Source organism: Streptomyces lasiicapitis (assembly GCF_014646335.1).
Lineage (GTDB): Bacteria > Actinomycetota > Actinomycetes > Streptomycetales > Streptomycetaceae > Streptomyces > Streptomyces lasiicapitis.
Window position 1 is genome coordinate 587293 of the sequence record NZ_BMNG01000001.1, and the last position, 12041, is coordinate 599333.

Below are 12041 nucleotides of genomic sequence, written 5' to 3' on the forward strand. Positions count from 1 at the left end.
TGCGTACGAGAACATTTACTGCCGGCGTCAGAGGAGGTTGGGGAGCAGGGCGGTGAGGGCCTGGGCGTCGGCGAGGCCGAGGGCGCCGAGTACAGGGAGGGCGCAGATCCAGGTCTGCCACCGCCCCCAGGAGCGCCGCACCCACACGGCGAGGAGGGCGGCGGCGAGCAGGGCCTGGGTCCACAGGAAGACGGCGAGCCAGGCGTCGTCCTCGGTGCCGAGGGCTTCCTCGGACTCGGGGATCCAGCCGGAGCGGATCTCGCGGGGCGGGCTGGGCTGGACGGGCGTGAGGAGCTTGGCGTCGAGGCGGAGGATGCCGGCGGGGGTGTAGGGGCCGCCGGTGGCGGTGATGAGGGTGAGGCGGCCCTGGCCCTGCCCGAGGGGCGCGGGCAGGTCGTCGCCGGCGCGCCGCAGCCCTGTGACCTCGTACACGGACTTGCCCTGCCCCGTGGTGAGTTCGAAGCGGGTCTGTACGGGGAGGTTGTGCAGCTTGTTGAAGGGGCTGCCGTAGCCCCACTGGCGCCCCATGAGGACGACGGTGCCGGCCTGGCCGGGCAGCGGGGTGTCGCGGCGGTGGCCAGGCCCGGACATGAGAACGCTGGAGCTGGTCCCTTCGGCGACGACCTCCTTCACATCAAGGGCGGGAATGCGCAGCAGCGCGACGGGCGCGCCCGGCTTCAGCGCCTTCCCGTCGAAGGTGCGCTGGCCCACCGGGGCGGTACCGAGGGCGAGTTGCTTGCGCAGCTCGTCGTAGGCGGTCTGCTGATCCCGGGCGTGCTTCAGATGCCCGACGACGGTGAGGTTGGCGGCGAAGCCGAAGAGGAGGGCGGCGAGTACGCAGCACGCGACCCCGGCGAGGGCGACCCCCGGCCGGGCCGGGGAGGGCCGCTCACCGGTGCCGCCCGGGGGCACCGGGACGTCCGGCGGGGGTGGCGACTCGACGGCTCCCGGGTCGGGGGGTGGTGGGGCGAGCACGGTCATGAGGGCGCTCCTCTTCCGGGGCAATCAGCCTCCGGGGGCAGGTATTTGAGCCCGTCCGGCGATTGAGGACGAGGCCGAAGGCCGACTGTCGCCGACCCGGGGATCAGCCGTGCCGCGAGGCACCCCCGCCAAAGGCGAGCAACCCCTTCCTCCGCACGTGGAAGACAAGCGCGGCCCCAGCGCTGACGAGGGCAAGCGCCCCAAGCCCCAGGGCCCCGACCTGCGCCCCGGTGGAGGCCATGGACCCACCACCCCCGGCCCCGTCACCGGAACCTCCGGCACCACCCACGTCACCGTCACCGCCACCGGCTCCGGCACCGCCACCACCGGTGTCACCACCGTCCCCGCCGCCCCCGGCACCCCCACCGGGCCCAGTGGGCTCACCACTCGGATCCCCCGAAGGCCCGCCGGGCCCAGGCTCCTCCCCGACGGTGAACGGGAACTCAACCCGGTGCCCACCTTCGCCGCCGGAGGCCAGCGCCAACGTATGGTCCCCGTCCTTGATCCCCTTGGGCACGGTGAAGGCGTACTCCTTGACGACCCCGTCACCCCCGGCCTTCGCCCCGTCGAACTTCGCCTCACTCCCGGCAAGAGTGACCTTGACCTCCGCGTCCTTGGCGTAACCGCGCGCGGTGATCTTCACAGTCTGCTCGGGCTCCAGCTTCGGATTGGGTTCGAGCGGATTCCCGTCGGCGTCGACGACTTCGAGCTCGGCGGGCGAGGAGGGATCGGGCCCGGGGGACGACGGCGGCGGCGTGCTGCTGCCCGAGGGATCGACGGTGTATGTCGGAATCGTGCCGGTGGCAGGCGTGTGCGCCCCCGCGTCGTCCGGCGTGAACGTGGCCACGATGCGCTGGTCGCCCTGGTCAAGGGCGTTGGTCTTGACCTCGGCCTTGCCGTCGCTCACGACCGACTGCCCGAGTTCCTTGGTGGCGTCACCCCGGGTCGTGGAGAAGGTCACCTTGCCGCGGGCGTCCGCGGGCGTCACCGACGCGGTGAACTTCACCTCGCTCCCGGCGACCGGGTGGTTGCCGGGAGAGGCGGTGAGCGCGAGGGACGTGGCCTGCGCCTGCGGCACCTCCCAGGTTTCGCCCTTGACCGTGATCGCGAGACCGAAGTAGGTGGCGGGCAGGGTGGGGTCCTCGAGATTCACGCAGCGGAGCTGCAGGGGGTACGTCCCGTCGCGCTGCCCGGGCTCCGCCCAGGACGCCAGCCGGTCCTCCAGCGAGAACGAGTCGGGCAGGTCCGCGGAGACGGGACCGGAGGAGTAGTCACCGGCGGCCGACTGCCCGAGGCTGAGGGCCGCCCCGGTCGCGGGGTTGACGACGACGAGCCGTACGGCGTCCTTCTGTTCGGCCGGGCAGGGCGCGTCACCGGTCACCTTCGGGGTGATCGGGGTGTCTTTGGTGCTTCCGCTGGTCTTCCCGAGCGACAGTTTGCCGATCTGGCCGGCGGCGTGTGCCGGGGGGCTCAGGGCGAGGGCGGCGGCGAGCGCGCCGAGGACGAGGGCGCAGCACAGCAGGAGCGACGCCGGTGATCTGAGTGGTGCGAGGCGTTTCATCGGGTTCTTCCCCCCGGGGAAATGTGGTGGTGGACGGGTACGCCGCAGGGCCGGGCACCCCGCGGGTGCCCGGCTGTGTGCGGTGAGGTGGTGGCGCTGATCAGCGCTCGCCCTTCAGGGCGGGGTCCGACGTGGCGCCGCAGCCGGTGCCGAGGCTGCCGAAGCCGTACGTCTCGATGGTGGAGTTCTGGGCGCAGACCTTGGACGTGGAGCCGACGAACACGTCCTTGACCGTGGCGTCGTTGAGCTTGGCGGTCGGGACGACGTTGAAGACGTCGCGGGCGAACGGGAAGGCGGGGTTGAGCTTGCCGGCGGTGGTCGGGGCGACCCCGCCGACCTTGTTGAGCACGGTGACGCCGTGGATGTCGGGCACGACCTCGTTGGTCTGCGCGATCCACTGCGCCACCGAGTACGGCGCGATGTCCCCGGCGCTGTCGAGGGCGCGCCCGTCGTGCTCCTGCATGGAGCCGACGCAGGAGCCGACCTCCGCCTCGGGCAGGCCGATCTGGCCGAGGAAGAAGGTGCGGGAGCCGGACTGGGCCTGCGGCAGGAGCGGGGTGAGGGTGACGCCGTTCAGGGTCTTCGTGGTGCAGTTGAAGACGGACTTGAGCTGGGCCGGGGTGAGGTCGGCGGTGCGCAGGGCCGAGTCCGAGCGGACGGCGAAGGTGACGGCGTCCTTGGCGAACGGCACCCAGGTGAGGCGGGTGCTGGTGCGGTCGGCGGGGCCTCTGGAAGAGCGGGCGAAGTCAAGGCACTTGGTGTTCGCGTCCAGGTCGGCGCGGAGCGCGTCGATGCCCGCGGACGAACCGTTGGGGCGGGGCAGGGAACAACCCGTGGCGCGGGTCTTGATCGGCGAGGTGCCGGTCGCGTCCCAGGAGCCGATGAGCTGCGGGCTGCCGCCGACGCGGGTCGCGATGGCGTTGGTGACGTCCTGGGTGGTGTCGGAGCCGGTGCCGGCCAGGGTCGGGAAGCCGGTCGGGTCGGCCATGGCGGACGGCGCGGTCAGCACACCGAGGCCGAGGGCGGCGGCACCGACGACTGCACCGATACGAACACGGGACTTGACGTTCATTTCTTTCTCCTCCGTGGAAACGGAACAAGCAAGAGAGTGGAGATGATGGACGGCCAAGCAGAATGCGGAATTCAGATCCGGGACTGAACTGCTCTCTCACCGGCCCGTCGACCGGCAGTCATTACGATTGCCTACCGGGGATCGCGCGGGCCACCAATTTCGGCCGCTGCTTTGGTTAATGGATCCTGACCGAGGCGACTCCTACGGAATTCAACCGCCCCCGTCCGCCGCTGCCCGCCGCGCGGACATCCGCAGCAGCACCGGCCCCGCGAGCGCCGCGACGCCCCCGGCGATCAGCACCCCGAGCAGCACCCACCGGACGAGCCCGAGCACCGCAGAGGGCGTCAGGCCGCCGGACTTGGCGACGGTCTCCTTGCCGGGGTCGTCGCTGCTCGGCGCGGTGGGCGTGGCCGTGTCGGCGGAGTCCGGGTCGGCCCCGCCGGGCCCGGCGGAACCGGAGCCGCCCGCACCACCGGCCGCCCCACTCCCCGCGCCGCCGCCCGCGTCCCCACCGGCACCCCCGACCCCACCGGCCCCGCCACCATCCGCACCCCCGCCCGGACCACCTCCACCGCCACCACCGTCGGCCTCCCCACCGGGCGGCCCAGCCGCCACACCCCGCTCCAACGCACTGGCCGCCCCCAACGCCTGCGCCCGCATCCCCGCGGGCAACGGCGCGTACCCATACGGAAGTTGACCCACCTCAGGCCCCTGCTTCTGCCCGGCCCCGGCCGCGTACCGGATGACCTTCGCGTAGTCCGTACGCAGGTCCTTCGGCTGGTCCGTGGACGACGCGGCGTACACCACCGCCGTCAGCGGATACGCGCCCGCCCTCGCCTTCGCGGGGTCGGGCGCCTTGACGCCCGCGACGCCCGAACCGGGCATCCGCGCGACCGCCTTCAGGAGGGCGTCGGTGGTGGGCTTCACGTACTGGCCGTCGGCGTTGGGCAGGGACGCGATGTCGAGCTGGTAGCGGACGGCGGAGGCGTTGTCGACGATGCCGTACTGCTTGGACTGGTCGGACGACGGGCGGTCGTTGGACAGCTTGGGCGGGGAGTTGCTGCCCTGGACGCAGAAGTAGGCCTCGCCGCCGAAGCCGCGGCGGATCTTGAGGGCCGCGCTGTGCATGTCCGTGGCGTACGGGACGATGTCCTGCCCGCCGTACGGCAGGCTCTGGCTGCCGTCGCCGCACGGCGCCCGGGAGACCGTCGCGTCGGCCTTCGGGTAGAAGTCCGCCGGCTGTCTGTCCAGGCCGAGTTCCGGATAGTGGGAATTCACCTTCATTCCCCAGGGGTCGGGCTTTCCCTGGAGGAATTCACGGGCGTCCTTGTTCTGCGCGAGATAGCGCCAGAGCAACCGGGTCGCGTCCGAATTCTCCGTGGAGACGAGGAGACCGAGAGGCGCCTGCGTCCAGTTGGCGAGCGCCTTGAGGTCCGGGTTGAGCTTCTGGAATTCTGGGTCGAGGCCGATCTTCCGGGGATTTCCCTTGACGCTCGCCGGTTCGTCGACGCCCTGGCGCAGATACCGGACGCTGTCGACGTACGACTGCGTGAGGGCCTTCGCCAGGAGCCGCTGGTTCAGGCGCACGCCGTGCAGTTGGTACGGGCGCGGCGCGCCCTGCGCGTCCTTGTCCTCGTACATCCAGAACATCCCGACCGTAAGCCCGCTGATCGCCACCGGCGCCTGCACCACGGGCGCCGCGCCCTCCTCGGCGCGCACCGGGTCCACGGTGAAGGCGAGCCCCGGCGAGCTGCCGCCCGGCGAGGTGACCGCGGAGCGCGCCTCGCCCTCGCCGGACTGCGTGAACGTGAAGCGGTGCGTGCCGCCGCGGCACAGCGCGCTCTGCCAGGACGTCATCGCGTCGGTGACCAGCTCCGAGCCGATGGTGCGGCGCTCGGCCTTGTCCGCCGCGCAGTTGTCGCCGACGGGCAGGAAGTCGAGGCGGAAGGCGAGGCGCTGGTCCCAGTTGGTCCGCGAGAGGGACGAGACGGGGTGGCCGGAGCCCTCCACGACGCGGCCGTCGGGGTGGTGCGAGCCGCGCGGCACCGCCACCAGCCAGCACGGCTTGACCGCCCCGGACGCCGTCCTGCGGGCCCCGCAGCCCAGGTGCGGCGACTCCACGGAGGACTTCAGCTCGAAGGCCGCCTCACCGCCGCCGTCGCCCGTGTTGGGCGCGAACGGCACGGCGTTGGTGTCCTCGGGGCCGAAGTACGTCGTGTCGACGGAGGTCTTGGTCGCGGGGCCCTCGACGGGCCGGAAGCGGACGTACTTGACGCCCGCCGGGTCGGTCGGCAGCGAGTCGAAACTCTCCAGCGGGTCAATGGAGTTGATCGCCCGCCCGTCCCCCGGCTTCGCCCCCGGCGAGATCCCGTACTCGCACTGCTCCCGGGACGGCCCCTTGGCCGCGTCGTCGCCCCAGCACTGCATGAACGACATGAAGTGGTGCGGCACGGTCCCGGCCGGCTTGGGCTTCCCGCCCGCCCAGGTGATCCGCACGCCCTGCCCGCGCAGGCCCTTGGTCTGGTGCACGGTGACCTTGAGCTCGGAGAAGTCGTCGTACGGGCCCTTCTTGCCGGTGAGGGTGACGGCGGAGGACTCCCGCGGGGCGGCCGAGGCCTGGTCGGCGCCGTCGGGGAGGGGCAGGAGGGCGAGTACGAGGGCGGCGGCGAGGGCTCCCGCGCCGGCGGCGATCCGGCCACGCCCAGGTCCACGTCCCACGCCCGCCGCGATCCGCCCACGCGCACGCCTCATCCACGTACGCATCCCGCTGATCCCCATCGCCGGCCTCCCGCCGCTCCCCGTCCCGTGCCTCACGCGATCTCCCCCCTGCGCCGAGCCCGCCCCGCAAGCACCCGCGCCATCACCGGCGGCCCCACGACCACCGCGAGCAGCAGAAACGCGGACAGCGCCATCAGCGCGCCCCGCAACCCGAAGGCGCCCCCGGACGCGAGGCTCACCGGCGTCGCCGCCACCGACGTGTCACCGCTGCCCGTGCCGTCACCGCTGATGGGCAGGCCGGTGTCGGGGTCGACGGCCCCGCCGCCACCCCCACCCGTGCCGCCGCCTCCGGACCCCGCCGACTCCCGCGCGTCGGGCGTACCGTCCCCGTCGCTGTCGGGCCCGGCCGAGCCGCCCGAGCCGCCGCCGGGCCCGGAGCCGCCACCGTTGGCGCCGCCGCCCCCGGGTCCCGCGCCACCCCCACCGCCACCGTTGCCGTCGCCGCCCTGAGCCCCGGGCTTGACGGGCGTCTTGCCCTTGTCGCCCGCGGTGCCGTCGGAGCACTGCGTCGGTCCCTGCTTGTCGCAGGCCTTCGGGTAAGGCGCGTTCCTGGCAAGGGTGTTGGTGCCGTCGGAGGAGAAGGTGGGGTTGCGGCACTTGTTGATGTTGATGGCGGACGTGGGCGCCCCCGGCACCCTGCGCACCTGCGCGAAGCCCGCCTGCACCAGGTTCTTCGGCAACGGCGAATAGCCGAGCTCTTCCGCCTGTTGCTGCCCGTCGCAGAGGAAGTAACGACCGAAGGTGCCAAGGGAATTGCCCTTGCTCTTCGTGAACCCTTCCTCCTCTTTCGTCGGCAGAATCATGTAGCTGTAGCTGGACAGGGGGTAGGTCCGCGCGTCGCCGTTCCGATAGACGCCGTCGAGGATCTGCGTCAGGTAATTGGGCGAATTCTTGTCGTTGTTGATGCGCGCGCCCGTAAGGCCCACCGCCACACTCGAAGCGGTCGGCTCGACGTAGTACCCCTTCTTGTTCAGCATCTTGGCGACGGGAAACCCGGTCTTGATGGCGTACGAGTACTCGACATAAGTGATCGCGCCCTCGCCGGAGGGCTGCCGCACATGCCCCGACACCCCAAGGGAGCCGGACTTCGACACCATCGAAGACCCGCTGAGCAGCGGATAGTTGGAGGTCATCCCGCAGCCACTGCCGCGCCCGGTGCGTCGGCAGTAGTCGTTCCAGACGCCGGACTGCTCCTTGGCCATCCAGGTCGTGAACTGCGCGCTGGTGCCCGAGCCGTCGGAGCGTACGACGGGAATGATCTGCCGGGCGGGAAGATTGAGGCCCGGATTGTCGTGCCGCACGGCGGCGTCGTTCCAGCGCGTGATCTTCCCGGTGAATATCTTCGCGACGACGGGCCCGGAGAGCCGCAGATTCGTCACCTTCTTGCCATTGATCTTGAGGTTGTACATGAAGGAGGTGCCGCCCGCGACGATCGGCATATACGCGTAACCACGGCGCGGCGGAGTGTCCGCGACACCCTGTTCCTTCAGCCCGTACGGAATCTCGGAGACCGCGAAATCGACGACGTTGCGCTTGAACTGCTCGCGCCCCTGGGAGGAGCCGTTGTCGGTGAAGTTCACCGTCATGCCCATGTTGGCCTTGATGTTGCGGGTCCACTGGAAGACGGCGTTGGAGCTCCAGGTCGAACCGGAGCCGGTGATCTTCGCGTAGGTCGCGGCCCGTGCGGGCGGCGGGTCGGCGACGAGCAGCGCGCACAGCAGCGAGAGCAGTGCCGACAGCGTCGCCCCCACGCGGAAGCGGGTGGCGGGTCTCACGAGGGCCTCCTTGACTCGTCAAGTGCGGTGGTACGGGGTGGAGTTGACGGAGGATTCGGCGCGGCCACATGGCTCTCGGCGAAGCGCTCGGCGTCCCGGCGCGAGGCGAGCACCCGGCGGTGTTCCTGGCGCCGGGTGAGCTGCCCGGGTCCGCGCCCGCCGAAGAACCGCGCGGCCACGAACAGCGCGAGCACCAGCGCCATCAGGAGCGCGGCCGTGCCGAAGCCGCGCGCGATCATGGTCGGCTCGGGCGACTTGACGTACTGGAACGTGGCCAGCGGCAGCGACACCATCGGTCCGCTCGTCGGGTCGAGGTTCATCTCGGAGGTGAAGCCCGCGGTGAGCAGCACGGGCGAGGTCTCGCCGATGCCGCGGCCGGTGCCGAGGATGACGGACGTGGTCAGGCCGGAGCGGCAGGTGGGCAGGACGACGTGCCAGACGGTGCGCCAGCGCGAGGTGCCCATGGCGTACGCGGCCTCGCGCAGGGTGCCGGGGACGAGGCGGATGACGACGTCGGCGGCGCGGATGATGATCGGCAGCATCATGACGGCGAGCGCGAGCGCGGCGGCGAGACCGGAGCGGTCCATGCCGAGGCCGAGGATGACGGTCGCGTAGATGAACAGGCCCGCGACGATCGAAGGCAGCGCGGTCATCGCCTCGACGATGGTGCGTACGAAGCGGGCGAAGGGCCCCGGCACCTCGCTCAGGAAGACCGCGCAGACGAGCCCCACCGGCACGGTGACGAGCAGCGCGAGGGTGATCTGCACCAGCGTCCCGACGGCGGCGTGCAGCGCCCCGCCCACGCTCAACGGCTCCAGCGGGCCCGCCAGTTGCATGTCCTCGGTGAAGAAGTTCAGATGCACGAGCGCCTTGCGGCCCTCGAAGAGGGCGTACGACACGACGAAGACGAGGACGGCGACGAGCAGCAGCCCCATGGACCGCACGACGGCGGCCGCGATGCGGTCGACGATCGCGGGCCCGTCCTCGTCGAAGGAGACGAGCAGCGCGTAGAGGGCCAGGAAGAGGACGTACGCGACGACGACGAACCCGACGACCCCGTTGAACGGCAGCAGCCACCCGAACATGACCCAGGTCAGGGCGAGCGCGGCGGCACCGGCGCCCACGACGGCGTACACGTCACTGGCCCGCGACTGCACGAGGGCACGCCGCCGTTCGGGAGATTCAGCCCGGGGGACGAAATTTTGAGCCCGTCCGGCGATTGAGGACGAGCGCGCAGCGCGATCTGCGGCCACCTGAGTGCGAGGCCCACCACCTCGGCCTGGGGGACCCCCGGTCACGACGCCGCCCCGGAACGACTACGAGCCACGATCGACGAAGCAGCGAAGTTCACGACAAGGGTCATCAGGAACAGCGCGAAGCCCGCCGCCATGAGCGCGGACATCCCGAACTCACTGGCCTCGCCGTACCGCAGGGCGATCAGCGACGAGACAGAACTCGTCCCCGACTGCAGCACATGCCACTGAATGTCGAAGACCAGCGAAATGATCATGTAGACGGCGATGGTCTCGCCGAGGGCCCGCCCGAGCCCGAGCATGGTGCCGCCGATCATCCCGCCCTTGCCGAAGGGCAGCACCACGCTGCGGATCATGCCCCACCGCGTGGCGCCGAGGGCGTACGCGCCCTCCCGCTCCCCCGCCGGGGCCTGCGAGAACACCTCGCGCATGATCGAGCACACGATGGGCGCGATCATCATGCCGACGACGAGGCCCGCGATGAACGTCGACGAGGTGTAGACGCTGGCGGGCGCGAGCGGGTCGGCGGGATCGGCGCCGTCGACGTCGAAGAGCGGTATCCAGCCGAGGTACGCGGCGATCCACCGGGCCGTCGGGATCACCTTGTCCTGGAGGAAGAACACCCCCCAGAGCCCGTACACGACGGACGGCACGGCGGCCATCAGGTCGACGACGCTGATGAGGGTCTGGCGCAGCCTCGGGGGCGCGTACTCCGAGATGTACAGCGCGGCCCCGGTCGCGAGCGGCACGGCCACGCAGACCGCGACGGACGCGATGAGCACCGTCCCGACGAGCACGGCCGCGATGCCGAACTTGCCCGCGTCCGGGGCCCATTCGGCGGTGCTGAGGAACCCCCAGCCGGCCTTGTCGAGCGCGAGCCAGGCCCGGTAGAGCAGGAAGCCGCCGACGAGCAGCATGACGGCGAGCACGAGGGCGCCGCCGCCGCGCAGGACGGCGCGGAAGACGCGGTCGGGCAGGCCGGGGTCGGCGTACAGGCGGCGCGGGACATCACCGTCCACGCCGCCTCCGGTCGCCACCGCCACCGGCGTCGCCGCCTTCGTACGCGGCTGTCTCAGTCTCTTCAGCAAAGGCACGGCCTCGACGCTGACCGGGCCCGATTGCCTCGCCGATCCCGAAGGGTGAACGAGGGGGTCCCTGGGGGCAACTTCCGCCCCGGGAGGCCGGGGAGGCCGCCCGCACCTCACCTCAGATCAGTGCCGGCCCCACAACTCCGTTCCCTGCGGGTCGAGTTCGGCGAGCAGCGCGCGGAAGCGCTCGTACGACGTACGACAGGTCGCGTGCCGTTCGTACGTACGCGCCGACGCGGCGACGTGATGGCCGGGCGCGTCCCACAGGACCCACACCCAGCCGCCGCCCTCGGTGCTGTGCTGGATGCCGCCCGCGAGCGTCGCCCTGTCGGCGCAGAGGGCGACGAAGGCGGCCCGGCACAGGGTGTGCGAGGCGTACGCGAGGGGGGACACGGCCACGGAGCGCCCGTTGGGCGCCACCAGGCGCCAGCCGTACTCCCCTTCCCCGTTGATGTCGATCTGGCATCTCGTCCCGGCCACGACGACGGCGGATCGCGCCGTTCTCGCCGCCTCCTTGGGCTGCTGTTCCATGGTCCCCACCCCCCGCCGCCCCGTCCGGAGAGGTTCCTGGTCCGTCAGGTATGGACCTGTGTGAGCGGCACACGCAATTTACTGAGGCATGTGCGACGCCTGAGGGACAAACCAATCGCACCCGCGCAGGGTTCATGGCGAAGTAGCCCGTAGGGCACCCCTTGGACAGGGGGCGGTCCCCGCGCTGGGCGGGGCGCACGGGGTGTGCGGACGCGCCGTGTGGACCGCGGGCCGGGCCCGTGGGTGCGGGCCGGGCCCGTGGGTGCGAGCCGGGCCCGTCAGCCCAGGCCGAGCAGCACCGCGAGCAGCACGGCTCCGGCGACGCACGGCGCGAGGATCTCGTAGGCCCAGCGCACGACCGGGTCGCCCTGCGCCGACTGGGCGCCCTCGCGCCGCTCGGCGATCTCACGCAGGTCGTCCATGGCCTGGTCGCCCGCGTCGCGCGCGTGGGGCTGGGTCACGCCGGGGGCGCCGGGCCGGACGCGGCTCGCGACCGGGTCGTCCGAGGCGACCTGCTGGGCGTGGCGCCGGGCCGCCTTCTTGCGACCGCGCAGCGACACGGGGACGGCCCAGAGCTGGAACTTGGTGCCGTCCTGCGTGAACACCTCGTTCGAGTAGCCGGAGCGCAGCCCCGAGACCGCGCCCCACGGCAGGGCGATGGTGCGGAACGGATTGCGGATGCGCAGCCGGTCGTCGTTGGCGTACACGGCGGGCCGCAACGTGTACGCGACGACGAGCGGCACCGCGAAGATCAGCCCGGCAAGCGCCACCCACGGCGTACGCCCCTCCCCCCGGAACAGCGCGTCGACCCCGAGCCACACACCGATGGCAAGCAGCAGGACGCCTCCGGCGATGGCAGCGTGGGAACGGTAGACACGGTCTTTGTAGGCGGGGTCGGGGGTGCTTGCGCCGCGGGCGCTCGCGGGGGCGACGGTCTTCGCGGGGGCGGCGGCTTTCGCGGGGTCGCCCGACTTCGCCGAGCCCGCGGACGCCGCCTTCGCC

9 protein-coding genes are annotated in these 12041 nt (G+C 71.7%); all 9 read right to left on the reverse strand.

Annotated elements, in window-relative coordinates:
* Positions 1 to 27: 27 nt before the first annotated feature.
* The 9 genes from IEY91_RS02620 to IEY91_RS42575 all read right to left on the reverse strand — a co-directional run bounded on the left by IEY91_RS02620 (position 28) and on the right by IEY91_RS42575 (position 11893).
* A complete protein-coding gene (locus IEY91_RS02620; RefSeq protein WP_189172631.1) occupies positions 28 to 981 on the reverse strand; it encodes a sortase in 954 nt (317 codons plus the stop codon).
* A gap of 103 nt (positions 982 to 1084) precedes the next feature.
* Entirely contained in the window at positions 1085 to 2542 is a 1458-nt protein-coding gene (locus IEY91_RS02625; protein WP_189172632.1) for an Ig-like domain-containing protein, read from the reverse strand.
* A 100-nt stretch (positions 2543 to 2642) separates the two neighbouring features.
* On the reverse strand, positions 2643 to 3614 hold the full coding sequence (locus IEY91_RS02630) for a type 2 periplasmic-binding domain-containing protein (RefSeq protein ID WP_189172633.1): 972 nt from the start codon (positions 3612 to 3614) through the stop codon (positions 2643 to 2645).
* A 210-nt stretch (positions 3615 to 3824) separates the two neighbouring features.
* Positions 3825 to 6332: a hypothetical protein gene (locus IEY91_RS02635; protein WP_189172634.1), complete on the reverse strand. Its 2508-nt coding sequence runs from the start codon at positions 6330 to 6332 to the stop codon at positions 3825 to 3827.
* A gap of 92 nt (positions 6333 to 6424) precedes the next feature.
* A complete protein-coding gene (gene pstS, locus IEY91_RS42275; protein ID WP_268240846.1) occupies positions 6425 to 8167 on the reverse strand; it encodes a phosphate ABC transporter substrate-binding protein PstS in 1743 nt (580 codons plus the stop codon).
* Positions 8164 to 9324, reverse strand: a complete 1161-nt coding sequence (gene pstA / locus IEY91_RS02645; RefSeq protein ID WP_229696638.1) for a phosphate ABC transporter permease PstA — start codon at positions 9322 to 9324, stop codon at positions 8164 to 8166. Before pstA ends, pstS begins: the two co-directional genes overlap by 4 nt.
* Before the next feature lie 137 nt (positions 9325 to 9461).
* Positions 9462 to 10514, reverse strand: coding sequence for a phosphate ABC transporter permease subunit PstC (gene pstC / locus IEY91_RS02650; RefSeq protein WP_229696639.1), 1053 nt, complete (start codon positions 10512 to 10514; stop codon positions 9462 to 9464).
* 117 nt (positions 10515 to 10631) lie between these two features.
* Complete coding sequence (locus IEY91_RS02655; RefSeq protein WP_189172635.1) at positions 10632 to 11039, reverse strand: hypothetical protein; 408 nt, start codon at positions 11037 to 11039, stop codon at positions 10632 to 10634.
* A 278-nt stretch (positions 11040 to 11317) separates the two neighbouring features.
* Positions 11318 to 11893, reverse strand: coding sequence for a PH domain-containing protein (locus tag IEY91_RS42575; protein ID WP_229696684.1), 576 nt, complete (start codon positions 11891 to 11893; stop codon positions 11318 to 11320).
* Positions 11894 to 12041 lie beyond the last annotated feature (148 nt).

Excerpts from the sequence above, each read along its gene's own strand:
- IEY91_RS02625 (WP_189172632.1), bottom strand. The coding sequence starts at position 2,542 with ATGAAACGCCTCGCACCACTCAGATCACCGGCGTCGCTCCTGCTGTGC.
- IEY91_RS02630 (WP_189172633.1), bottom strand. The coding sequence starts at position 3,614 with ATGAACGTCAAGTCCCGTGTTCGTATCGGTGCAGTCGTCGGTGCCGCC.
- IEY91_RS02620 (WP_189172631.1), bottom strand. The coding sequence starts at position 981 with ATGACCGTGCTCGCCCCACCACCCCCCGACCCGGGAGCCGTCGAGTCG.
- IEY91_RS02655 (WP_189172635.1), bottom strand. The coding sequence starts at position 11,039 with ATGGAACAGCAGCCCAAGGAGGCGGCGAGAACGGCGCGATCCGCCGTC.